We start from the raw sequence: 24493 nt of genomic DNA on the forward strand, positions 1-24493 counted from the left end.
AATCCACCATCTGTTGCTTGAATTCACGCGAAAAAGCGCGACGTTCTTGAGACATGATAAGGACTCCTTTTCGGGGGGGAATGTGGTACTAGCTTACGCGCCCTTAATTTTTCTGTCCAACAAAGTGTAGACTATCTACTAAAATCATTAATATACTTTGAGTCTAATTCTAAATCCTTCATTGTAATAGATGACATTATTGTCTACTCCTATTCTATATAATGTTTTTTTATTTAAGATTAACCTTTCTTTTTGTAAAAAACTACCTAGTTTTAGAAAATAGGGAATTGTTAATACTAGGGTCTATTCTATTTAATTTCGAAAGACTTTTGAATGAATTTTTTAAGACATTTCTTTACTTCCATTATGTTATAAAAGTGTCCACTATATTTCTGGTTTGAAGTTAATGAAAGTCACAGTTTTTTATAGTTAATGAATTTTTGCTTCTGCTACAACTTTAAAATTTATATTCAATTGAAATATCATATTGAGTGATTGTAAAAAGTCTCATCAAATAAACATAAAATAAATCAAGGGGAATTGGAATAATGAGTAAAAATCAAAAATATCAGGATAAGATCGAGCAAAACTGTCTAGAGTTTGTAAAGAGGAACATGAATGAGAAGGATGCTTTTGGATTGTCCAATGACCAATACATTGAGTTGAAAAACTGGTTAAATGATTCTGAACTTAATTCAAACAATAGATTTCCTGATTTCACTTTTAATAATGGCTTTATAGAACACTTTGCGATTACTTCTTCATTAGAAAATAAAAAAGGCGCAAAGCAGAAAAGGGAATCTAATATTTTAAAAAATATAAGTGAAACTAATTTTTTAAGCAAACTTGAAAATAGTGAAGCAGAAAAAGTATTAATTAGTCGATCATATGGTCGCAAATTTGAAGAACATACGTATAGTAATATTGTAGATTCAATAAAGAAGAATTGGATAAAGCATATAGAAAGTTATGGTAAAAATATTACTACACCTAAACATGGAATATTTCTAATTGAGTATATAGATATTAATATTCAAACAGCAATTTCAAGAAAAAATGAGTCAGTAAAAGTCTTTGATACATATAGAATAAGTGTTGATAAGGATATGTTAGATTGGATATATAGCTACAAAGAAAAGGTTAATTATTTAATTTTAGTTAACCTTCTTTCTTCATCTATTGAGGTAATAAGAATAGATCATATTCCAAAGATCATAGTGGGAATTTCAGATGTTTGGTATGCACCTATTGTAGGGATGGAGTCACATAAATACGTAGGTATTAAAACTAATAATACAAATACCTAATATTACACTGAGAGAAGATAGTTGACTGTATTCTTGATTGCTCTTGGCGGTTGCCATTTTAATAATTACCAGAGTAAGCGCAGATCAGACGGTGTTTTTCGTAGTATAAAGAGGGTTTAAATTCCGTTTAGGGGATATATTAATCACTTTCTTCAAGCTTCTTAGAGAAAACTATCTTTCTTAATAGTTTAAGTGTTTTGATTGAGATTTTATTTATATAGAAAGGAAGAGTGATTTGAAAGTTCATTTAACTACTTCAGGATATTGGGGAATTGGCACTTCTGATATTACGTATTCAGGAGACTTATACCTAAACGAAGAGGAAGGCGGTATATTTATATATATTAGCGTTCCCAACAGTGGGCCGCCAGGCAGCTATTTTGAGATTCCTCTGCAAGTTGATTATATCCAAGGAACAGCTGTAAATGGCGCCAAAATGGCTCTTTTAAATTGTTCTAGAATTGCCATGGAGAGTAAAGTAGGTCTCGAAGATGTTTACGGTTACCGAGTGGAGTACATGCTTGAAAATGTTTCCTTTGAACAGCAGGAGGATATAGTTTTTTCGAAGCTACAAATACAAGTCCCTGGTGTGATTAAATGGGGGGCAATATCAAACTACGGGAGAACCGAAAATGATGAATACAGGAATATAATAAAGCTACAAGAAGTAAAGGAAGTTTCTATCTATTCTAATGCACACTATGATTTGTCCTACTCTCTAATTCCAAGTTTTCCATGGTTTGACTTCATGAAAGAAGAAATCATTTTAAAACAGTCCCCATATCTTGTGATTGAATCCACCAAAGCCCAATCATTATTCTGGTTCGTTGAAATAGCATTAAAAATGAAAAATATGATTGAAATTGCGATGGGCAAACCGTTGTCTTTTGGCAAAATGACAGCAGAATCTCCTTCTATAGTGAGAGAAATTGAGGGAAGAGAAGCAAGAAAAGAAGTTATTGATATTAAACATTTCCTGTTTTCAGAGAATAGAGATGAAGAGATCGAATATCGCGGAATCCCATTCCTTTTTAACTTAGTAGAGTTACATGAAAGTGGTGATTTTTCTGCTTGGCAAAGAGTATCAACTTTACTGGAACCGGTTATAGAGCTATACATTGATGATTTGTATAATCAAAGTCTATCTACTAATAGGCATTTTTTAAATATAAGCCAGGCATTAGAAACTTACCACTCAAGAATGATTTGTGATGGGAGCTTTAGTGATTATAAAGAAAGAGTAGAAGGCATAATTTCTAACCAATACGGAAGTTCAAGAGAAAAAGCAAAACGATTTTTAACTGAAGGTTCTCGCGGTAAAATCACTTTCCGAAATCGAATTGCAGACTTGTTTTTAGCAGACTTTCAGTTCTTTTTCTATACAGGAGATATAGAGAAATTAGACTTTCCTCAAGTGATTGCTAATACTAGAAATTTTTATACCCATTATAATCAAATCACTGAAAAAAAGGCTTTAAGAGGATCAGACTTAGAGGACGCTTATCGTATGCTGCGCAATATACTCGAATACTATTTACTTCGAGAACTAGGATTTAATGAAGAATTTATAAGTAAACGAATTAGAGATCGGACTCAACCACTAGAAATTAGAAATAGTATTAGACATACTGAAAAAAATAAAAATTAGTGAATATTAAGGTGTAGAGCAAGAAGAAATAGAAAACACTAACCAATCAAAAACGATGGTTTTTGAAGGGATCTGTAAGAGGGTGAAAACCTGCTGTAAATTCAAGCGTCATTATGCATTGATTTCAAGTGTTAACTTGCATTTAACATCTCGTTGTTCACTCTTAAACCCTCAAGTAATGTAGATGTTAGGTTACCCTTACAGAAGAAAAACCCTTTTTCATTCAAAGAAAAGGAGTCGTTTGAAAAAATTCTTCTATATTCTACGCGAAAAAAATTGTAAAACTAAAAGCTTTGTATAGTTAACTATACAAAGCCTTTAGAATATAGATAAAAATTTTATTTAATTTGCATAATTGTCAATGGATTCGTCATATTTTTCAGTTATTTCTACATAAAAACTCAACTTTTTCTCAGCACTGTGTTGAAGTTCTTCATGTTGTTCAGATTCCGTGTGCATCCCATCTTGTGTGTTTTTTAGCAAGTTGTCAAACTCTTCATCTAATTTTTCAACATCAAATGTTTCTTCTAATAATAAAATGTCTTCTGGATCGCTCAAAGATTCTGAATTGATGGCTAAATCTCTATGGTCATTTCCATCAATATTAAATTTCCCGAGTTGATTTCCAATTAAGCTGTACTCACCAAACGTATTTTTCTTTAAGAAAAATATGTAGCCTGCTTCTTTATTTACACTCGTATATTCATCCATCACAAATTCAAAGCTTTCTCGTTCTTCTTCTATAACACTAGAAGGTTCAATGATGGATAAGAGATCACCTGAATGATAGTTACTTTGATCATTATTTAGAAGAACTTCGTGTATCTTAATTTCCGTATTAGAGTAAAAATCTTCAATGGACTCGTCTTCACCAGTTTTAATAATATGATCTCGATTGATGAAATCGGCTGTTGGTTCTCCAATTACTACTAGGTCTGCCATACCTTCTAAATCTTTCATTTCCTCATATGAAATCATGTCACCGTGAACAGAAATGCGTTTTAAGATCTGATCCTCTTTTGCAAAAGAAAAAGCTGCCACGATCGATGTTATAAGCACCATACTTAGAATAATTTTTGTTTTCTTCCATTTTTTTATCATGTTATGATTCCTCCTTCTTAATTGCCCCATTTAGCCTTTAACTGTCCTTTGTCATATATCGTTGGATACGTATTGGTCGTCCTTCCTTGCTTCATAATAGAGGTTGAACCTGATGAAGGAGTATGATCAAGTTTTAAGCTATGGCCAATTTCATGAACAGCAGTTGCCGTGCGATTTGTGCTAGTGTAATCGAATTTATCCATATTATTGTCATATAGATAAATCCTTGTATAAGTCCATGTACAATCGAGGCAAACACTTCCTCTTGTACCCATTGGCTGCATAAATCCTGTTCGATCAGCGACGCTAGTAGTGCCAACATAGTAAGTATCAGTAGTGTAAGAAGCACTCGCCTTTTTTACGCTTACTTTAGTAGAAATGCCATTCCACCGATTAATAGCATTGTTATAAATTGTTGTATAGCCATAGGTAGCTACAGAACTTGAATAATTAACTTTAGCATGTCCTCCAGTTGACGTTGTTCCGGAATGATAGTCAGCACTTGCAGAAGTAGAAAATACAGAGAGAGTAACTAAAACAATTAGAAATATCCTAACTAAAAAAATTTTACCTATCCAATTACACATATTACAAAACCTCCCATTTATTATTTGCATTAGAATTATAAAACTATTCTTAAAATAAGTAAATAGAAACTTTTTATTTTTTGAAACAAGGACTTTTATACTATTTATAAATTCTGTATTTATATTATATTTAATGTATTCAGGAGGTGAATCTGTTGAAACCATGGTATATACTATGTAGCTTGTTGGTATTAGTACTAATGGGATGCCAAAGCGAATCATTTACATTAAACGAAGATATTACACAGATTGAAGTGATAGACCTAGGGGAAGTGTCTCCTTCACCAGAGGTTTATCAAAGTGGTCAAGGCGAAGTGATTAAAAAAATAACAAATCAAAAAGAAATAGAAGAAATTATAAAAGAAATAGAAGGCGCAAAAGTAAGTAGCTTAAAAACTAGCAATATTAGTTTACCTATGTATAAAGTAAGATTTATTCAAAATGATAATCTTATACTAACGTTAGGGTATTACCCAGCAGATGAAGAAAGAGAACAGAGCTCTTTAATTGATTTAGAAAAGGACTTGCTATATACGACAAAATCTCCTCTCATGCTAATTGAGTGAACGAATGAATAAAAGCATTCGTAAAAGAACGAATTAACAAAATAAGACGTTCGCAAAAATGGATAACCACCTTGCGAACGTCTTATTTTGTTGAATCAAGGAGAAATTGTAAATTCAAGTGTTATTGTGCATTGATTTCAAGTGTTAACTTGCACCTAAAATCTCATTGTTCACTCTTAACCTCTCAATTAATGTAGATGTTAGGTTTCCTTTACAGAAAAAAACACCTCCTTTTTCAATCAAAGAAAAGGAGGCGTTTGAAATTTTTTTCTATTATAATGTGTTAACTATCTCTTCTTCGAGCGCTTTTACCAATTTGTAAAAACTGGTCTTTTTAACTCCGGCTTCTTGCATAGCCTGAACTGCTGTTAATTCTTTGGCTTTCCATTTTCTATAAACCTCTTTGAATTCCTCTGAAATAAAAACGGTCGGTCTGCCAAACTGAATACCATTTTGAAGCGCTAAGTCGATTCCTTCACGCTGCCGTTTCCGGATGCGTTCCCGTTCCTCTTCTGCCATCCACGAAAGAATTTGCAAAACCAAGTCCGCAATAAATGTCCCCATACTATCTTTATACTGGGTCGTATCCAATAGGGGCATATCCAGCACCACAATATCAGCTTCAATATTTTTCGTGAGGTCATTCCACTCCTGAAGGATTTCTTCTTTATTCCTTCCGAACCGATCCAGCGAATGGATATACAAAATGTCTCCTTTTCGAATAACCCTTTTGAGCAATTGGTAGTTCGCTCGTTCAAAATTTTTGCCACTTTGCTTGTCCAGATAAATATCCCGTTCATTGATGCCGATTTTTCTCATGGCTTCCAATTGACGGCCTTCATTTTGGTCTTTGCTGCTGACACGTATGTAGCCAAATTTGCGATGTTCCATAATTCACCTCTATAAACGATTGTTTCCTCTCATTATACCTGAAAACCGTTCGTAAAAGTGTATGCAATTGAGCGAACGTTCGTAAAGTCATTTGACACGTTTACGAACACTCTTTTCGACCGTTTTAAGCCCTTTTGAAAGCGTTCGTAAAAGTGTACTTTTACGAACGCTTAAGTCGACGTTTAAATTTCATAATAAAGTAAATATTGCTACTTTCTACAAATATAAACGTCTAAGATTATGTAAAGGGGGATGAAAGATATGAAAAAAAGATCGGTGTTTATAGTTATTGGAATTCTAATCATAGCTATAGTTATATTTAAACCATTTCGTTTAGAACCGCCGACTCCGAAAATTTCAACAGCAGAGACGGAAATTCCTACAACACAAGGATCATATTGTTGGGATGGATTTTTATTTGCGCAGTGTGTAGATACCATTCATACTACTCCAGTCGACATGACAGAATCACATACCCCAACTAGGGTATCAAAAAATGAGGAAATCGCTATTGAATTTCCTATCGGTTATCAACCTGAAACCCTAAGATTAGAGCAATGGATTAATGGGAATTATTCAAAAGTTATTGAGATAAATAAAGAAAAAGTTAAAACGCCTAATGAAAGTGGCATATATGTATATCATGTAATAGCTGACTGGAATCAGGGGGATGGAAATTATGCTTTCTTGATAGAGGTGGAATAAATTTAAGTTTACATATCATCAGTTATCGGAAGCTGCAAAAATACAAAGGGATAGAAGATGCTAATCGAGAAACATCTTTTATCCCTTTCCGTTTGTGAGTTTCCATTAAAAAGATAAAAAGTTTTTTTCTAACCTAGTAGGAATCCATTCCTATATTCAACGGCCTTTATTTTAATTAATCGTGTTGTGGATTTTATTTAGTATATCTTCGAATTCTTTATAGTGAATTTGCTTTTCTTCATCTGTAAGTCTTCCGAAATCACCGCTAATGATGCCAGCTACTTCTTGAAGTTCCGAAAATTCTGTGGCCACTCCCAAATCCTTCATTTCACTAATATCAATCGAATTGAGTGCAATAAAAGTAGTTTCCTTTTCAATATTGTCTTCATCAAGTGTACTGCCATTCCAACGATTCTGAGCGATTGCTATATATTCTTTTGCATTTCCTTCAGTAGTTACTTCCTCCGTCGTTTTCTCTGTCGAAACATTGTCTTCCGGTACTAGATTAATCCAAGTGATGAACAGTACTAAGGCAGAGAATATAGCAATAAAAATACCAACCATAATTTTCTTCATTAAATACCTCCTATTTATCCCCATTATTGTAGCACAGGATATTCCATTTCTTGTCCAAATAATCTACTTTCATGAATTTGTATTTCATGAAATTATTAGTAGTGTTGTAAAAAAGAAAGAAGAACGATACAGATAAAAAAACAGCTACGAGTCCCTAATACCGAGAGCTTGTAGCTGATGAATTATGTACTTAGTTAATATTGGAGAAATGTTGCTTTAGCAACTCACGCAGTTTCTCCTGCTGCTCAGTGGTGATCGTCCCAGCTTTTTTTGGAATGATGAGGGCTTCTCTTTTTTGTATATAGAGAAAGTACAAGTCCTCATAATCTCTTGCTTTTTGAACGGATTCCCACGAAACATCAATGTCTTCTTTGATACCATTATGAACAGACTTTACATTCAGTCCTTCAGATTTCAAGATGATTGCAATCGGTCTTGGCCATCTTCTGTCTTTTGTTTTTTTAAAGAGTTGCTTATATTGCCATAGAATCACCGGTACATAGATTTTCTTTAGAAATGGAGCTGAAATCAAAGCAATTAATACCGCCAAACCAAAGGTCAAAATATAGTAAGTAGACCGATTTTCAAACTGAAAAAGGACGGGCGTTAGTGGAATCATTAGCCAAACAACTAACAGAAAGACAAACAAAACGATTAAAAAGTGAAACAGCCTTCCTCTTATTTTGTGACGAGTGGAATAGCGTGTTTCGTATTCTTGAAAAGTTAACACATCGTCATATGTCAATTGATATTGAATCTGCATCGTTCCACTCCTTTAGTATCCTTATCTCTTTTTAGATCCGCACATGGCCGACTTTGTGATCGAGTAATTTTTCAATCTCTGCTTTCTCTTCATTACTCGCCTTGTAGTTGTTCTTCGGCACAACAATTACGTTTAGTTCGTCGTAGTATAAGTACAAATGCTGATGGTCTTCACTTACTTTTTGGATCTTTTCCCATTGAATTTCAGTATTTGTTTTCACTCCATTTTGCTGGGTCTGTACTCTCAACCCCTCTTGATCCAAAGCCACCGTAACATCCTTTGGCCAGGTTGTATGTTTTTCCTTGCGAAGCAACAATCGATATTGCCAGATGGTCAATGGTCTATATCCTTTTTTGCTAAGAGGGGCAAGTAAGACAGCTAGTAAAATTCCTGCACTGATGCGAAGCCCCCACATCAAACTGGAAGATAAATCAGTGGGCAATATATGCCTTGTCAAACTGAGTCCGCCCCAGAAAATAAGCAACTCAAGGATCCAGAACGTAACCTGAGCTCTTTTTCTGTGATAACTCAAATGCTGAATAGAATCTTGTTGAAGAGCTAAAAAGTCAGAGTAAGTTAGTTGATAATGCAACCTCACTGAATACAATTCCTTTCTTTTGAAGAACTATGCACAAGAACATCGATCGTAGGAGTATAAAGTATTTTTATGGATGATCCTTTCTTTTACCATATTTTATTGTATCACGTCATTGAGATCAGCTAACTGTTCTTCAAATGCGTGGAAGGCTACTCGTAGTTCTTCATCAGTTAGTTCGCTATAGTGCATGCTAATGGCAAGCGCAATTCGTTGGAGCTCGTCAGCTATCGCTGTTGCCTCAAACTCCTGGAGTTCCTTTTCGTAATAATTGAGGTAACTGATTGTAGTAAAGGCAATCGAAATTTTTCGGTCTATTTCTGGATCTCCGCTATCATCGCCATGATGCCAATGTTCCGTCATAACAGTTAAGTACTCTGCTACATTAGCAAACTCGGAAACTTCCATTTGGTACATACCACTCTTGGGGTTTGCTGCATCCTCTATGGTCCATTCTCGCTCTTCAGGCAATACACTCTCGTGTTTTTGAGGAATCATTGCAGAAGTAGTTTGTTTCTCTTCTTCATCAGCAGCTATGGCAGGAAAATTAGTAGTGGGGGCAGCTGAGCGATCACCCATATAGATAAGTCCAAACACCATCATAAGCCCAACAGCTGAAACGAGAACTGTCCAATAAATAGGATTAAAGGAAAGCTTTTTGTTTCTATGTTCACGAATACGTCGCTGAATTTTGATTCGTTCAGCCGATGAGAAATGAACTTCTTTTTCTAAATCTCGATTGATTTTGCTTCGTATCTCACGATCAAATCTGTCCATGAGCAATCATCCTTTCTAGTTGCGTTTGAAGCGTGCGTTTGCCTCTCAATAGTCGAGATTTAACAATATTAATACCAATAGACAATACATCGCTGATTTCCTGCATGGTCATTTCTTGATAATAGTACAGAATCAACACTTCTTTATACTTAGGCGATAACATGGAAATTTTCGAAAGAATTTCAGAGGCGGTTTCTTCTTCAAGATAACGCTCCTCAGCTGAAGTATCGTTCTTCTCTGAGGAGGAGAACGGGCTATAAATCAGTTTCTTAACCCGCCATAACCTGTGGTAGTCTTTGCATTTATTAATAGTGATTCGAATTAGCCAAGTTTTGATGTTGGATTCAAATCGAAAATTTTCCAACTGGTGATAGCAGCTAATGAAGACTTTTTGGATGATATCATCACATTCAGTTAAATCGTTTATGTATAGGTAAGCAATTCGCTTTAATTCTAGTCCATAATCCTCCATCAATTGGGCGATTACTTTTTCATGATTGTAAGGTTCGCCATTTGTATCAGCGTTATCCGGCCAAGGCATCAAGACTCAACTCCTTTCTATAGTAATTAGACGGTTGTCACTTCTCTTTTGACCCGTAGTATTCGCATAATTTCACACATTCTATTTCAAGATTATTCTTTTTGTTTTTGGATAAATTCAAAGCAAATGAAACTATCAACAATTCTATTCCGTTTTAACTATAGGAAAAGGAGGTGACCCGATGGAATGGCTTGAAGCAAGGCCGGTGTCCAAAGTAGGGAAAGAGGCATGGCTGGAAACCATCATGGAAGAATACGGCGAAAACCTGACACGTCTTTCGTACAGCTACTTGCGAGATTGGGGCATGGCAGAGGAAGTCGTCCAGGATGTGTTTGTGAAGATTTACAAGCAGTACGATACATACGAAGAGATGGGTGCATTCAAATCCTGGATTTACCGTATCACCATCAACTGCTGCAAGGATGTTCTTCGGAGTTCCCTGCTCAAGCGGATTGTAGTGCAAAGCCAGTTCTTTCAATTTCTTGAATCTAAAGAAAAGACTCCAGAGGCTCTTATAATGACAAAAGGAGAAGACGCAGAGCTGGTTAAAGGAGTCTTGGCTCTCCCGGTGAAGTACCGAGAAGTCATTCTTTTGTTTTATTTCGAAGAGATGTCCAATCGTGAAATCGGGGACTTGATTGGAGTGAACGAAAATACCGTTAAAACACGACTAAGCCGTGGGAGAGAAAAGCTACGATTGGTATTGGAGAGGAGCGAATTTGATGGAAGATAAACTGAAAAACTTGCGTTCTGCCATGAAACAGACCGTTTTTGCGGAACAGCGCTTTGGCGATCAGCAGAAACGGATGATTCGTCATAAAGTAAAAGCTGAATCTAACATGAGACACTGGTGGCCCAGTACATTATCTATTATTTTTGTGGTGTTCTTCTTAGGCTTTGGTGTTTACTTGGTCAGTGGAGAACACTCCCCTTCTAACAATGCCGACAATTTGAAAACAGAAAAAATAGCTGAACCTAAAAATGCGCTAGGGGAGGAAAGTGATGGCAGCCAATCAGCAATCCAAGTTGATCTGGCAGAGGACACCCCCATCGAAATCAATGAAGAACTTCGAGCAAATCTGAGCATCCCGTTGAATCTTCGAGATGAGCTGCCGTATGTAAATGCAAAACCAACTGTTGCAGCCACTGCACATAAGACAGGCTATAATGTGAGTGTCTATTATCCAATAGAGTCAGACACCCATCAAATTGCACTCGTTGAAAACGTGGAAGCTCCAGATCTTATAGCAGATATATTAGTGAATCGGGTACCAATTGCGGAAGATGAACAGGAAGTCGAAATGAATGGCCATACTGCCTTTTATTCGGAAGACCAAAAAGAGATGCATATCTTCACAAAGGAACGGTACTTCACCGTCTTTGGTGCCGAGAAAGAAAAGTTATTCGAAATTGCATCATTAATTGATTTAACTAAACCTGTTGCTGCAATAGCAATCAAGGAACTGGAATTTGCGAACATGGAAACGGTCGAATTGACGGAAATCGAAGAAAAGAACTACATTCCAGTTGATTTCCACGAACGTGTTGAATTTCTGCAAGCCAGTACACAACCTATTACGCTGGCATCTAAAGGTGAGGGAGTTTCTTGGATTGCGAATCATTACACATCACCCATTACGGGCTTCGATATCGTAGTAGAGCAAATGTATGAAGCATCTGGCGAACATAAACTAGCCACTCACAGTCTATCTTCTAAAGATTTGATCAGCACAATCGAGTTGGAAGACAGAACAATTCTGTTAATGACAGATGGTCAAAATTATACCGGCTATTTTGCAGAAGGTAACTATTCTTTCCTGGTAACAGGCGATGAAGACAGTATAGGATTGGAACAAGTGGAAGAGATCCTGCGAGCCATTGAGCTGAAATAAAATGCCGTATCTGAAAAGAAGAAACTCCAGCGTGAGTTTCTTCTTTTTTTGTATAACAGTACATCTATGAACGATTTCATTCCCAATAGTTAAAAACGGATCCACCGTTAGTCACTGTGAATCCGTTCGACAAGCGATCGTTTCACACTTTTATTATTTGTATTGGATCATTCTCCAGGCAACAAGACAATTTTCCCTAATTTCCCCGTTTTTTTAAAGTACATTTGCGCTTCTGGCGCTTGTTCGAGAGGGAAAGTCCTATCGATGACAGGTTCAATTTTGTCTTCTGAAATGGCTTGGAGCATACGTTTGAATTCTTCTATCGTGCCCAAAACAGATCCGTAAAACGTAAGATGTTTTAAGTATAAGGTTCTAAAGTCAAGGTCTGTGTGTTGTCCACCTGCAGAGCCAGAAATACAAAATTTCCCGCCTTTTTTCAGGACTTGAAGAGAGGTGGGGAACAGGGCATCGCCTACAACATCTAAAACAGAGTCCACTGGCCCTCCATTTACCTCGAGTATGTCCTTGGCTAGGTGAGCTGATTTGTAAGACAATACGTGTGTCGCCCCCAGCTTTTTTAATTTATCGGTTACAGCTAGGTCGCCAACGATCGCAATGACCTTAGCGCCAAATACCTTAGAGGCAATTTGGACGTTTAACGAGCCAACCCCTCCGTTTGCGCCAGTTACCACTACAGTCTCGCCAGGATGAGCTTGAATTTGTTCTATCATATGCCAAGCAGTCATTCCACTAACGGAAAAAACGGCACTTTCCGTGTAGTTCGGGAGCGGCATATTAAAACAAAGTTCAGCTGGCCAAACTACGTATTCCGCATATCCACCATCATATTCCGAACCGATAAACGACATATCTTCTGAGATGTGTTCCGCTCCTTCCTGTCCGCTCGAAGTGAAGGGGAACAAGACCACATCTTTTCCAATCATGGATGTGTCTACGCGTTTTCCAGCTCTCACGATGGTGCCTGCTATATCTGAACCGGGTGTCCTTGGGAAGTGAACACCTTCTGGGCGCCATCCGGACTTTGAGCCAGTGCCATAAGCGCCTTCTCTCATCCAAATTTCCGTATTGTTGATGGCGCAAGCTTTTACTTGGATGAGCACCTCGTTGTCTGCTGGTTCTGGAGTCGCTATTTCAACCAGCTGGAGCATGTCTACATCACCATATCCTGTCACTTGAATAGCTTTCATCGAATGACCACCTCTTAACGTTTGATTTTGGTATAGTACAGACTGCAATTAGACCTTTCGTTGTTAACCACTGCATCTTTGATCTTTCATTAAACTATGGAGGAGGTTATTGTCAGAGTCAATGTATGTATGCTTAAAGGTTTTGGCGATTAGACTTGTAAATGGAAGCTTGAGCTGCATAAAAAATGAGATAGAAAAATAGGCTGTCGAATCGGTGAATTGCCAGCTTCACATGCGAATAAGAAAACTAGTCGATACTATGGATGAAGAGACCTACCACCTATTTGATTATTTGGGCTATGGACCAGAACCTTCTATTGTTCAAGGAAGTCCTGTGGGAGTAAGTAATATGTAACAAATAGTGCGCGATAGGAGAGAGGGAATTTCTAGTTATTAGAAATTTCCTTTTTTACAATGTTAACGAAGTCATTTTAGCGATAATTTTAATAAGTACTGAATGTTCAAGTTAGAGTAGACGATCCAAAATGTTTTGTGTCATCTGAAAAATGCTAACTTTCACGATTTCTGACCAGAAACCCCAAGCGAATTGCTTATATTTTCATATAGAGCACTACTTTCTTAGGGGGTGTCAGTTTTTAAAGGTTTAGTTTTCTATTTTAATGGGTATTTGTATGTATATATAGATGCTAAATGACTACCTTTTTGAAAATACGTTAAAAAATTGGCCGCATCTATAAAAAGATATCAATAACGTGGTCACTTTTTTGCGTATCAATGCAATCGTACAAAGATTCAAATCGCATCGATTGATACAAATTTTGGTTCTTGTAAGCAGTGTGTACAACAGAAAACTAGCATCTTAGTGCAATGATTTAACAGGTTAAATGCTTTAAATTATAGCGCTGTAAGTAAAGCCGCAAAGAATTAATGAATTCTTTGCGGCGTTTTTTTTAAGGCCCTCATGAAGGGGCTACTTATTACGATTTTCGAAAGGAAGTAATTGAATGGAACTGGCATTGGAAAAGAAGTATCGCTCGTTGGCTGCATACTTTTCAGAATCAACCAATCAAACGATTACATTAACGTTTGAGGAAATTGAAAAGATTATGGGATACAGCCTTCCTAGCAGCGCCTATTTGAATTACAGTTGGTGGAAAAAAACAAAATCCCCTGCGAGACATTATCAGGCATGGACAGCTGCAGGCTATTTTGTGAAATACGTACAGCCTAATCACTATGTCGTGTTCGAGAAAACGGAAGCTGTGCCGGAAAATGAGGGACACCAGGATGTCTTGATCATCCGTCCGGCTTTGCATGGAGATGCCCGTTTTCTGTCAGTCTTGTATAAAAAATCGAAAATGGAATCGAAGTTTCTCGTATATGGACAAGAACCACAGGAAGCATCGGCGAAAAAAATCAGACAGCAAATTATTGAGTGGAACCAAAGCGGCCGATCAGTCATCTTACTGGCTATTCTAAATGGCGAGCATGTTGGCTATATGAAGATTGTGGGGACTGATTCAAAACGAGCTGCTCACCGGGCGGAAGTCGATATGGTGGTACAAGCTCATAATAATGATATGAATATCCTTTCTGCCTTGATCCAAAAATCAGAGGAGTGGGCGGCAGAAAAAGGCCTCAAACGTTTTGAAATCACGATATTAGAAGAAAACGCGCAGGCCCGTAAGTTGTTTGAGCAGAATGCTTACAAGGTAGAGGGCATTCGAAAAAGCTCAGTCTCGGTTCACGGTACGCTGCAAAACGAAGTCTATATGGGCAAAGTTTTTAAATAAAAACGAGAAAAAATATACTATAGAAAAGACTAGGAAGTGGCAAAGCCCGTTCCTAGTCTTTTTCAAGTCTGTGCTCCTAATCTGAAATTCATCTTACTTGAAAGGTGTTTTTCTGCTTGGATTCTTGATTCTCCAAAGGAAAAATAGTGTTGTTAATGTATAAAACACTTTAGTTGAGATTAATGAAGGTTTGATCATCGCTACATTTGATGAAAATAAGTGCTACTTCTTATCTACAAGCTATTCCATTCATCAATTTAAATGGTAAAATTTATAATAAAGAGTCTGAAAATTCTTTATACACTCATTTCATTTATTGAAAAGGTGCTGGCAAAATGCATAACTACAACGTATTAGAGAGTGCATTGTTTTTCCCTTCTCCCATACGTTTTGAGAAGCTGAAAAAACAAGTGGATGGCAAGACTATCCTAATTACTGGAGCGAGTTCAGGAATCGGCAAGGAACTGGCTTTTTTATTTGCGCAGACCACTGCGCATTTGATTCTCGTGGCTCGTAGAGGAGACCTCATGCATGCGATGAAGACCGAAATCGAAAAGTCTTCTGCTAAAGTTACAGTGTTTCAAGCAGATCTACGCAATGACGTAGACTTAAAAGAATTGCTGGCCTTTCTGCACCTTTTAGAAGGCGGAGTGGACATCGTCGTGAGCAATGCGGGCCTTTCGATCAATCGGCCAATTGTTCAATCACTAGATCGTTACCACGATTTCACGCGGACGATGGCACTCAATTATTTTGCGCCGGTCCAGTTGTTGCTATCACTCATCCCGCTGCTTGAACAAAATAAGGGGCATATCGTAAACGTTTCCACGATCAACGCGTTGTTGCTTCCTGTGCCGTACTGGGCTGCCTACCAAGCGTCGAAAACGGCTTTTGATACGTGGCTGAGGTCGGCCGAGCCGGAATTGAGATCCCGAAACATTTCTACGACGTCTATTTATTTGCCGCTGGTGAAAACACCGATGATTGAACCAACCAGGGCTTATCGAAATTCACCGGCTATGTCTCCCATGCATGTGGCTGAAATTATCGGACACGCGTTGTATTCCAAAAGACAAATCTACAAGCCTTGGTGGCTAATCTTTGGACAATGGGCTTCATTGATCTTTAGAGCTCCATTGGCATTTATCGTTCCCAAATTGCTATTGAAAAAGGAGCGTGCACGAGGGAATGCTTAAGTTGATGAAGATATTGTCGCTGCTCCATTTGCTGTCGCCGCCCAAAATAGCCCGTCTAGTAGTCGCCATTCGTCAGAACGGGATTAACCTGATGCTGATATTTGCACTGACGGACCAAACGAACAAAAAGAAAACGGCTTTAGTCGATAGCCGTGAAACGATCAGCTATCAGGAATTGCAGGAGCGGAGTGAAAGTCTGGCTTATCTATTAGCGGAAAAATATAGGCTGGGCAAAAATCAACGAGTGGCCTTTTTATGTCAAAATCACGCATCCCTCGTACAAGGCATTTTTGCTGTTTCGCGCTTAGGAGCGAATGTATACCTGCTAAATAATTCGATAAGCCAATTGCAGTTTGATAGAAGAGTGGAAGAATATAATTACGATTTATTGATTTATGATCATGAATTTAGCGGTTTGATCAATAACTCGCCATACCAAAATCCTAAAATCGCCAGTGATTATGAAAACAACGAAGCCATCAGCTCGTGGCTTGACTCGTCTCTTCGTAAAAATAGAAAACTTAAGGCGTCTTCAAGCGGGAAGATCGTATTGCTGACAGGCGGGACGACCGGCAAGCCGAAACGAGTGGTCCATCGTCCATCGCTCATAAATTTTCTTGATCCCTTTGCAGCATTGCTGGACCGTTTGCGATTGTCTCAATATAGCACTGCCTATATTGCGACACCAATTTACCATGGCTATGGAATTGCGGTATTGTTGGCATTTTTTGCTCTCGGAAAGAAAGTGATTATCCAGGACAGCTTTGAGGTGAAACAAGCGTGCGCCTTGGTACGGCATCATCAGGTAGAAGCTATAACGGTAGTTCCGCTTATGCTTCATAAGATGATGACGTACGACCAAGTGGCTCTCGGTTCTCTTCGCTGCATTGCCTCTGGAGGCGCGAAGCTGAATCCCGCTTTAGTGAAGGAAGTGAACGATCGACTGGGAAATGTCCTATACAATTTATACGGAACGTCGGAAGCGGGATTGAATATCATTGCCGTACCTGAAGATTTAAACTATCATGCCAACACGATTGGAAAAGCGATCAAGGGAGGCCGATTACGGGTAACGCTTGAAGGGAAGGAAGTTGGGCAAGGCAATATCGGTCAATTATGCATCCGCAATAAGTGGTCGATGACGAACAGTCCGACCCGCTGGATTCAAACGGGCGATACTGGGTATCGAGATGCGAACGGTTATTATTTCCTATGCGGGCGAACCGATGACTTGATCATTTCAAATGGCAATAATATCTATCCAATGGAAATTGAAGCCATACTGACCGACCACCCAAGTATTAGAGATGTTGCTATCATTGGAGTTGAGGATTGCTACAGCGGCCAAGTGCTAAGAGCTTACGTTCAGCTGGAGCACGGAAAAACATTGGCGAAAGAAGAACTAATAGACTGGTCGGGAAGGAAGTTGGCGAAATTCCAGATACCGAGAGACATCGTGTTCGTGGACGACTTGCCTTATACAGAGCTTGGGAAGTTGGATAGAAAGCAGGTTGAAACAGCTAAAAAGTATAAATATTTAGTGAATTAAAAATAAATAGAATAGCGTCCTTGTAAGCCAAGAACTGATAGATTAATGCAAAAGAGGAGGATTAGATGAAGAAATATCACGGTATCTGGATGGCAAGCTTTTTGCTGGCAACTATTTTCAGTATCGGTGGACAAGGAATCGCTTATTCTTTAAGTGAACACTTTATGCCGATTATGCCAGTTTATTACTTAACAGGAGTGACTATTTTAGGATACTTGCTTTACTTGCAAACCGCCTTTTTGCTATTTCGTCTTCTCAAGAATAAAAATTTTACATGCAAATACTTAGAATCCATTGCGGTCTTGCTATTTATAATAGCGCTTCACGCATCTGGCTGGTCATTTTTTGTGACAGCAATGTGGTGGGGGTAGTAGTCAACTATTTTATTTATTGTTAACGACTGCGACTCAATTTAAATTATGGAAAGAGAGAAAGCGACAAGTGGCTTTCTCTCTTTTATATTGCAATTACTTCACTTTGCTAAAATACGCCTTGCGTCGACTAATGGCCGAAGATGACGAGCTAGACCGTTTGTCGCTCAATCAGTTTCACGGCAATTTCTTCTTGGGAACTGATGCCCTCTTCTATGGCTTGGGCGAATAGTTTCCTTCCGATTTCAACCAACGGTATTTCAAGTGTTGTGATGTTCATTATTTTGGCGATCGGTTGATTGTCAAAGCCTAGTAAAGCAAGCTGATCCGGCACAGCCATGTCTCGTACTTTGCAGCAGGTTAATATTCCGGCAGCTACTTGGTCACTGGAGATGAGTAGCGCAGCAGGCGGGCTTTCCATCTCCGTAATGCGGTTTAAGACGTGTTCCCCGTCCTCGAAATTAAAGCAATTGTAGAAGACAAAGTTTGGATTGAATGCCAGCTTATATTTTTGTAGAAAGTCCTGATAGGCGGTTCTTCTTAAATCGCTATTGGCTCCCATTTCTCTGCCAAGGCAGTAGCCGATTTTCCGATAGCCTTTGCTGTGCAAATACTCCAAGGCTTGAAAAAAGCTTCCGTAATGGTCGACAAAGGTCGATGATACGTTCGTTCCCCTCGTGTTTTCGCATACTACGATGGGCCCGTAAGATAAGTATTCCTCGATCAGATGCCACGGGCTGATTCTCGAACAAATAATCAACGCATCGATTTGCTTGTCCTTCAACATTGCCAAAGCTTCAAGTTCTCTATCTGTCTCGTAATTCGTTTGAAACAAGACCAATTTATAGTTTTGTCGCAATGCTTCATTGGCGATTCCTTCGATCAACAGGCCAAAATAAGGATGGTTTGAAAAAGGCACTACCACGCCTATTAAATTCGTTTGTCCCTTGCTTAAATGAACCGCATTTATGTTCCGGTTGTAATTCGCTTGTTCCATCGCCCGTAACACGGCGGCCTTTTTATCCTCGCTGACATAGGGGTGATGATTTAACACTCGAGAGACAGTCGCGACGGATACTCCGGCCATTTGGGCGACATCTTTTATGTTTGCCATGTTTTTCACCTTTTCCTAAAAGATTTTCTTGCTCTGAAACGCGTTTCATAAACTAAGCTGGGCTTATAACCAAAGGAGGAATCTTATATGGCAATTATCGTGGGGATTGGCTGGCTAATGTTGTTATGCGCTTTGATTATTTTCTTTGCAGGAGGAGCTATTTCGCAACGCACAAAAAAAGGACTCACAAAAAACAGAAAGGATCCGTACGACTATTTATTTAATATTTACAATGAGTAAGAAGTGAATGTCCTGATTATTGAGTTCTGCAGAACAATAACTGTATCTCAGTTGTATCGCTTTATACACTTAGATTCTTACATTTCTAGCTATAATTAACAAGTTCGCTCTCAAATTCCCTCGAGCGGTACACTCTAAGTCGAGTATACGGTATGATACCCGTTTTAACATGCATTATTTAAAGCCGGGATCTTGTTAAAAGGGAAGGGTTGCTCAGAGAAGAACTCTATTATAACGGAACAGTTTCAGACGAAATCATCATGGCGATTCTCCGAAGCGACTATTTAAAAGTGCAATCATGAAAGGCTATAGGCCTTTCTTTTTTATGGATTCAAATCGAACTGAAACTTTATGGTTGCATTTTGAATCGAACGGGTTTATATTAAGTGAGGCATCAATGAATGAGGGGTCAATTAATAATCTCTCTATACTCTATAACAGAAAAAGGAGCAATTAATCATGAACACAGTACAAAAACAGAAAACAAATGACTTTAACGAAATCGTCAATGGGCGTCGTTCCATTAAACAGTACGATCCGACAGTGAAAATCAGCCGCGAGGAAATGACGGAAATGCTAGAACAAGCATCAAAAGCGCCATCTTCTATCAATATGCAGCCTTGGCGCTTTGTTGTCATCGACAGCGAAGAAGGGAAAGAAAAGCTAGCCCCATTGGCATCTTTCAATTTGGATAAAGTGATGAGCGCATCGGCTGTAATCGCTGTATTCGGTGACCGCAACAACATCGAATATGCTGAAGAAATTTACGGAAAATCTGTCGAGCTTGGCTATATGCCAGAAGACGTGAAAGATTTCCAGCTTGGATACTTCAAGCCTTTGTATGAAGGCATGTCCGATGAGCAAATGAAAGATATCGTCATGTTGGACTCAGGTCTCGTGTCGATGCAATTGATGCTAGTTGCACGTGCATATGGCTATGACACAAACCCAATCGGCGGATACGACAAAGAAAAAATCGCTGAAACATTCGGTCTGGATAAAGAGCGTTATTTACCGGTCATGCTGATCACCATCGGTAAAGCTGCGAATGAAGGCTTCCAGTCTTACCGCTTGCCGGTCGACACGATCACGACTTGGAGCTAATCGGGCCATATCTTGAAAAATATGGATTTATGTATTATATTTGACTGGTCAATGAGTAGTGGGCACAGCTATCAATTGACTCCATCCATCATTTAGGAGGTCTTTCTATGCCGTGTTCATTTTCCAAGCAGGAACAAGTGCTGCACCAGTTCAAGGGCCTGACCAATCAAATCAGCCCGAAGTTCGAGCGATGCACGGGCATCAGTGCATCGCGCTATGAATTATTGTCCCAACTCTACAAAGTAGATGAAATCAACCAGTCGACGCTGCAAAAATTGGTTAATATCGATGGCGCTGCGATTACCCGCCATTTGAAACAATTAGAAGCGAGCGGCATGGTCATAAAGCGCCGAAATCCAGAAGACAACCGCGTGATTTTCGTCAGCCTCACCGATGAAGGCCGTGAGCGCATCATCGAATACCGAAAAGAAAATACAGGATTCGTAAAGCAAATGCTTCACGATTTCACTACTGAAGAAGTCGATGCGCTGAGTGATATGCTCCAGCGCATGCAAGACAATATCGTTGATTATTAACAATACAAATTGAAGGATGGCGAAACCAAATGATGATTATCCATGCACATTTACAAGTAAAACCCGACCAAGAACAAGCATTTTTAGATGAAGGCAAAACGCTGATTGAAGCGTCGCGCCAAGAACCAGGCAATGTTCAATACGATTTGATGAAATCGGTTGAAAAAGAAGGCCATTATACAATGGTCGAAGTGTGGAAAGATGCACAAGCAATCGAAGCTCACAACACGAGCGAACATTTCGTGGCGTTTTCTAAAAAAGCGGCTGGATTCATGAGCGCGCCAATGGAACTCAAAGTCTATAGCGGCGAAGCTGTCCCGATGTAAGAATGTCTTGTTCGTTTGGTCATGATGCCGGATAGGGCTTGAACAAATCAGGCACTTGTGACAAGATAGACTTTGAAAGACAAATGTTAATTTCATAAAACACATGTGGGGGAATCGGTGTTGCCGATTGAGAGAATATCCGTGAGGTATTGACCCTTGGAACCTGAACTGGCTAATACCAGCGGAGGGAACATATTCAAATCGGTCTATTCTGCGATGATATGCGCCCAAGGTTTCTAAACCTTGGGCGCTTTTTTATATCTGCAATTGGATATGTCCCCTGACTCAGCTCCTGAAATCGTCTTTTATGAGTAATCTAGAGGGGGAAAACAACATGAAGAAATGGACAATTGCCATCGCACCGGTATTGCTGATGGCCGCCTGCACAGACGAAGCGGAAAATACAGGCAGCGATGTGGCGAATGAACAGCAGGAACTAAAAGAAATAACGATGGTCTTGGATTGGACGCCAAATACCAACCATACCGGATTGTATGTAGCCCAGGAAAAAGGCTATTTTGAAGAGCAGGGGCTTGATGTGGAAATTATCTTGCCCGGCGAAGCAGGCGCCAATCAATTGGTCGCCTCCAATCAGGCGGAATTCGGCATCGGGGCACAGGAAAGTTTAACTGAAGCGAGAGTCCAGGACATTCCGATTGTCTCAATCGCTGCGCTCATCCAGCACAATACTTCCGGCTTTGCCTCTCCAATAGACAAAGGCATCGAGTCCCCGGGCGATTACGAAGGGAAAACCTACGGCGGATGGGGAGCGCCGGTCGAAAAGGCTGTACTTGGATCCATCATGGAGCAGGAAGGGGCCGATGTAGAACAAGTCGACATCGTCAATATCGGCAATAGCGACTTTTTCACGGCCGTCGAACGCGACATCGATTTTGCGTGGATCTATTATGGCTGGACAGGCATTGAAGCCGAATTGCGCGGCGATGAATTGAATATGCAGTATTTAACGGATTACTCGGACAAACTGGATTATTATACCCCAATCCTAATGACGAACGAAAACATGATCGCAGAAGATCCAGAAACGGTTCGGGCATTCACGGAAGCAGTGTCTCAAGGCTATGAATTCGCCATCGATGAGCCGGAACAAGCAGCGGACATCTTGATCGAGGCGGTGCCGGACTTGGACCCGGAATTGGTCAAGGCAAGCCAGGAATGGCTATCGCCAAAATATCAGGACGACTCCCCGCAATTCGGCCAGCAACAAGAACAAGTATGGGCAGACTATGCTGAATGGATGTTGGATAACGGTTTGCTCGATAAGGAACTGGATGTCGAAAAGGCTTTCACCAATGAATTTTTACCTGAGGAGGAAAACTGATGGGCAACGCATTACTAAGCATTCAAATCATTCCGAAAACAAGAAATGGGGAAGACGTTATTCCGTACGTGGATAAAGCGATCGCCGTTATTGCAAAATCAGGCGTGCCTTACCAAGTCAACCCGCTCGAGACAACGATGGAAGGCGATTTGGCCCATTTGTTTTCAATCGTCGAAGAAATGAACCAAGTGATGATCGAAAACGGCAGCCCAAACGTCATCTCCCAGATCAAGGTGCTGTATCAGCCGAGCGGCGCATCGATGGATAAATTGACGGAGAAGTACCGGCCGTGATAATAGTGAAAAAAGGATGGAGACCGGTTCTGGTCCTCATCCTTTTGTTGATCATTTGGCAAGTGCTGGTGCCGCTTTTGGACATACCGGCTTGGCTGCTGCCGACGCCTGAACAAATCGGACTCGAAGTAATCAACAGTTGGCCTAATTACAGCGGCCATTTAGCGGCGACGATCCGTTTGTCTATACTCGGTTTGATTATTGGATCGTCGGTAGGACTTGGCGTCGCGATGGTTCTCCATTTAGTTCCGAAACTGAGGGAGACTTTTTATCCTCTATTGATTTTATCGCAAAACATTCCAATCATCGTCTTGGCACCGCTATTGGTCATTTGGTTCGGTTTCGGCGTCGTGCCAAAATTGATCATTATCATACTCGTGTGCTTTTTTCCGATCACCATTGCAGCACTTGATGGATTTCGGCAGACAACTAGCGAATTGCTTCATTATATGAAAATGGCAGGAGCTGATAGACGGCAGATTTTTTGGAAACTGGAATGGCCGCATGCGATGCCGTCTATTTTTTCTGGCTTGAAAATTGCAGCGACCTACAGCGTTATGGGCGCTGTCATTTCAGAATGGCTTGGGGCGCAAGAAGGGATTGGCGTTTATATGACGCTTGCTTCTTCGTCGTTCCGGACTACGCAAGTATTTGTCGCGATCTTCTTGATTATGTGTTTGAGCATGGTGTTTTTCGCAGCGATCGTGTTGCTCGAAAAGCGGTTCATCCGCTGGAACGCAAACGGGGGAGGAGATTCGAATGGCTGAACTGGTGATTGAACAATTGACGAAAAGCTTTGACGGAATTGAAGTGCTCAAAGAGCTGTCGCTACACATCCAAGAAGATGAATTTGTCGCTGTGCTCGGTCCTTCCGGCAGCGGGAAAAGCACTTTGTTCCATTTGATCGGCGGGCTTTACGAACCGGATGAGGGAACGATTGCACTCGGTGGCGACAAGATCAACGGCCAAAAAGGATCAGTCAGCTACATGCCGCAAAGCCCGTCCTTGCTCCCGTGGCGGAGTATATTGGACAATGTCCTCTTGGGGGCGGAACTGGCAGGACGTAAAGATAAGGAAGCCGCCTTGGAAATGATGGATAAAGCAGGGTTGTCTGGATATGAGCGGGCATATCCCCATCAATTATCGGGCGGGATGAAACAGCGCGCTGCCTTTATCCGCAGTTTGTTGAGCCCGCAGCCGCTCATTTTACTGGACGAGCCGTTTTCAGCGCTGGATGAATTCACCCGCTCGGAAATGCAAAAATGGCTATTGGATATTTGGCAAAGCAATAAACGATCGATTCTTTTTGTCACGCATAATATAGAAGAAGCTTTGTTTCTTGCAGACCGCATCCTGGTATTGTCGGAAAAACCGGCACAGGTCGTCGCCGAATTCCAGGTCGAATTCACGCGGCCAAGGGCAGAGGGTATTACCTTGACTGAAGAGTTTCTGCAATACAAGAAGGACATTTATAAAGTATTGAAGAAAGGGACAGGGGTATAGGGATCACG

At 39.8% G+C, this 24493-nt stretch carries 28 protein-coding genes, 1 pseudogene and 1 riboswitch; of the genes and pseudogenes, 19 read left to right on the forward strand and 10 right to left on the reverse strand.

What is annotated here, in order from left to right; all coding sequences use genetic code 11:
• The first annotated feature begins 548 nt into the window (after positions 1–548).
• Both AY633_RS00005 and AY633_RS00010 read left to right on the forward strand, forming a co-directional pair.
• Positions 549–1307 carry a hypothetical protein gene (locus tag AY633_RS00005; RefSeq protein ID WP_068485389.1) on the forward strand — a complete coding sequence of 253 codons (759 nt, stop codon included), beginning with the start codon at positions 549–551 and terminating at the stop codon, positions 1305–1307.
• A 235-nt stretch (positions 1308–1542) separates the two neighbouring features.
• On the forward strand, positions 1543–2955 hold the full coding sequence (locus AY633_RS00010; RefSeq protein ID WP_068485391.1) for an ApeA N-terminal domain 1-containing protein: 1413 nt from the start codon (positions 1543–1545) through the stop codon (positions 2953–2955).
• 342 nt (positions 2956–3297) lie between these two features.
• On the opposite strand, the gene AY633_RS00015 is transcribed toward AY633_RS00010, so the two are convergent.
• Positions 3298–4056: a hypothetical protein gene (locus AY633_RS00015; RefSeq protein WP_068462208.1), complete on the reverse strand. Its 759-nt coding sequence runs from the start codon at positions 4054–4056 to the stop codon at positions 3298–3300.
• Positions 4057–4073: 17 nt separating this feature from the next.
• A complete protein-coding gene (locus AY633_RS00020; protein WP_068462209.1) occupies positions 4074–4643 on the reverse strand; it encodes a zinc metalloprotease in 570 nt (189 codons plus the stop codon).
• A 155-nt stretch (positions 4644–4798) separates the two neighbouring features.
• Between AY633_RS00020 and AY633_RS00025 the strand changes: the two genes are divergently transcribed.
• Positions 4799–5209, forward strand: a complete 411-nt coding sequence (locus AY633_RS00025; RefSeq protein ID WP_068462211.1) for a hypothetical protein — start codon at positions 4799–4801, stop codon at positions 5207–5209.
• Positions 5210–5482: 273 nt separating this feature from the next.
• Here AY633_RS00025 and AY633_RS00030 read toward each other — a convergent pair whose 3' ends face one another.
• Positions 5483–6100 (reverse strand): recombinase family protein, encoded by a 618-nt coding sequence (locus AY633_RS00030; protein WP_068462214.1) that lies wholly within the window; start codon positions 6098–6100, stop codon positions 5483–5485.
• A gap of 261 nt (positions 6101–6361) precedes the next feature.
• Here AY633_RS00030 and AY633_RS00035 point away from each other — a divergent pair, with 261 nt between their 5' ends.
• Complete coding sequence (locus tag AY633_RS00035) at positions 6362–6805, forward strand: hypothetical protein (RefSeq protein WP_068485393.1); 444 nt, start codon at positions 6362–6364, stop codon at positions 6803–6805.
• A gap of 171 nt (positions 6806–6976) precedes the next feature.
• Here AY633_RS00035 and AY633_RS00040 read toward each other — a convergent pair whose 3' ends face one another.
• From AY633_RS00040 to AY633_RS00060, 5 genes are all read right to left on the reverse strand, one after another.
• The gene (locus AY633_RS00040) at positions 6977–7381 is read right to left on the reverse strand and encodes a hypothetical protein (RefSeq protein WP_068485395.1); all 405 of its coding nucleotides are present in this window, start codon (positions 7379–7381) and stop codon (positions 6977–6979) included.
• A 190-nt stretch (positions 7382–7571) separates the two neighbouring features.
• Positions 7572–8144 (reverse strand): YcxB family protein, encoded by a 573-nt coding sequence (locus AY633_RS00045; protein WP_068485399.1) that lies wholly within the window; start codon positions 8142–8144, stop codon positions 7572–7574.
• Positions 8145–8175: 31 nt separating this feature from the next.
• Positions 8176–8742 (reverse strand): YcxB family protein, encoded by a 567-nt coding sequence (locus AY633_RS00050; protein WP_068485401.1) that lies wholly within the window; start codon positions 8740–8742, stop codon positions 8176–8178.
• A gap of 96 nt (positions 8743–8838) precedes the next feature.
• Positions 8839–9516 carry a hypothetical protein gene (locus AY633_RS00055; protein WP_068485404.1) on the reverse strand — a complete coding sequence of 226 codons (678 nt, stop codon included), beginning with the start codon at positions 9514–9516 and terminating at the stop codon, positions 8839–8841.
• Positions 9503–10057 (reverse strand): sigma-70 family RNA polymerase sigma factor, encoded by a 555-nt coding sequence (locus AY633_RS00060; RefSeq protein ID WP_068485407.1) that lies wholly within the window; start codon positions 10055–10057, stop codon positions 9503–9505. Before AY633_RS00060 ends, AY633_RS00055 begins: the two co-directional genes overlap by 14 nt.
• 181 nt (positions 10058–10238) lie before the next feature.
• Here AY633_RS00060 and AY633_RS00065 point away from each other — a divergent pair, with 181 nt between their 5' ends.
• The gene (locus AY633_RS00065; protein ID WP_068485409.1) at positions 10239–10790 is read left to right on the forward strand and encodes a sigma-70 family RNA polymerase sigma factor; all 552 of its coding nucleotides are present in this window, start codon (positions 10239–10241) and stop codon (positions 10788–10790) included.
• Positions 10780–11949: a helix-turn-helix domain-containing protein gene (locus tag AY633_RS00070; RefSeq protein WP_068485411.1), complete on the forward strand. Its 1170-nt coding sequence runs from the start codon at positions 10780–10782 to the stop codon at positions 11947–11949. Before AY633_RS00065 ends, AY633_RS00070 begins: the two co-directional genes overlap by 11 nt.
• A 167-nt stretch (positions 11950–12116) precedes the next feature.
• Here AY633_RS00070 and AY633_RS00075 read toward each other — a convergent pair whose 3' ends face one another.
• Complete coding sequence (locus AY633_RS00075; protein WP_068485412.1) at positions 12117–13157, reverse strand: zinc-binding dehydrogenase; 1041 nt, start codon at positions 13155–13157, stop codon at positions 12117–12119.
• Positions 13158–14122: 965 nt separating this feature from the next.
• Here AY633_RS00075 and AY633_RS00080 point away from each other — a divergent pair.
• From AY633_RS00080 to AY633_RS00095, 4 genes are all read left to right on the forward strand, one after another.
• Positions 14123–14911, forward strand: a complete 789-nt coding sequence (locus AY633_RS00080) for a GNAT family N-acetyltransferase (protein ID WP_068485414.1) — start codon at positions 14123–14125, stop codon at positions 14909–14911.
• 335 nt (positions 14912–15246) lie between these two features.
• Complete coding sequence (locus AY633_RS00085; RefSeq protein WP_068485419.1) at positions 15247–16107, forward strand: SDR family NAD(P)-dependent oxidoreductase; 861 nt, start codon at positions 15247–15249, stop codon at positions 16105–16107.
• Positions 16100–17656 (forward strand): AMP-binding protein, encoded by a 1557-nt coding sequence (locus AY633_RS00090; protein WP_068485422.1) that lies wholly within the window; start codon positions 16100–16102, stop codon positions 17654–17656. Before AY633_RS00085 ends, AY633_RS00090 begins: the two co-directional genes overlap by 8 nt.
• 65 nt (positions 17657–17721) lie before the next feature.
• On the forward strand, positions 17722–18027 hold the full coding sequence (locus AY633_RS00095) for a hypothetical protein (protein WP_068485424.1): 306 nt from the start codon (positions 17722–17724) through the stop codon (positions 18025–18027).
• Between the two features lie 151 nt (positions 18028–18178).
• On the opposite strand, the gene AY633_RS00100 is transcribed toward AY633_RS00095, so the two are convergent.
• Entirely contained in the window at positions 18179–19141 is a 963-nt protein-coding gene (locus tag AY633_RS00100) for a LacI family DNA-binding transcriptional regulator (protein ID WP_068485426.1), read from the reverse strand.
• 87 nt (positions 19142–19228) lie between these two features.
• Here AY633_RS00100 and AY633_RS16510 point away from each other — a divergent pair, with 87 nt between their 5' ends.
• From AY633_RS16510 to AY633_RS00135, 9 genes and pseudogenes are all read left to right on the forward strand, one after another.
• The gene (locus AY633_RS16510; RefSeq protein WP_186008728.1) at positions 19229–19381 is read left to right on the forward strand and encodes a hypothetical protein; all 153 of its coding nucleotides are present in this window, start codon (positions 19229–19231) and stop codon (positions 19379–19381) included.
• A 200-nt stretch (positions 19382–19581) separates the two neighbouring features.
• Positions 19582–19683: pseudogene (locus tag AY633_RS16750) on the forward strand (GNAT family N-acetyltransferase); the annotation flags it as partial.
• A gap of 157 nt (positions 19684–19840) precedes the next feature.
• Positions 19841–20485, forward strand: a complete 645-nt coding sequence (locus tag AY633_RS00105) for a nitroreductase family protein (RefSeq protein ID WP_068485428.1) — start codon at positions 19841–19843, stop codon at positions 20483–20485.
• A gap of 107 nt (positions 20486–20592) precedes the next feature.
• Positions 20593–21021, forward strand: coding sequence for a MarR family winged helix-turn-helix transcriptional regulator (locus AY633_RS00110; RefSeq protein WP_068485433.1), 429 nt, complete (start codon positions 20593–20595; stop codon positions 21019–21021).
• A gap of 29 nt (positions 21022–21050) precedes the next feature.
• Entirely contained in the window at positions 21051–21347 is a 297-nt protein-coding gene (locus tag AY633_RS00115) for a putative quinol monooxygenase (RefSeq protein ID WP_068462260.1), read from the forward strand.
• A 97-nt stretch (positions 21348–21444) separates the two neighbouring features.
• A riboswitch (TPP riboswitch) is annotated at positions 21445–21554 on the forward strand.
• A gap of 127 nt (positions 21555–21681) precedes the next feature.
• Positions 21682–22689 carry an ABC transporter substrate-binding protein gene (locus AY633_RS00120; protein ID WP_068485435.1) on the forward strand — a complete coding sequence of 336 codons (1008 nt, stop codon included), beginning with the start codon at positions 21682–21684 and terminating at the stop codon, positions 22687–22689.
• A complete protein-coding gene (locus tag AY633_RS00125) occupies positions 22689–22982 on the forward strand; it encodes a thiamine-binding protein (protein WP_068485437.1) in 294 nt (97 codons plus the stop codon). Before AY633_RS00120 ends, AY633_RS00125 begins: the two co-directional genes overlap by 1 nt.
• Before the next feature lie 2 nt (positions 22983–22984).
• Positions 22985–23749, forward strand: a complete 765-nt coding sequence (locus AY633_RS00130) for an ABC transporter permease (protein ID WP_390176114.1) — start codon at positions 22985–22987, stop codon at positions 23747–23749.
• A complete protein-coding gene (locus AY633_RS00135; protein ID WP_068485441.1) occupies positions 23742–24485 on the forward strand; it encodes an ABC transporter ATP-binding protein in 744 nt (247 codons plus the stop codon). Before AY633_RS00130 ends, AY633_RS00135 begins: the two co-directional genes overlap by 8 nt.
• Positions 24486–24493: the final 8 nt, after the last annotated feature.

Source organism: Planococcus maritimus (genome assembly GCF_001592825.1).
GTDB lineage: Bacteria > Bacillota > Bacilli > Bacillales_A > Planococcaceae > Planococcus > Planococcus maritimus_C.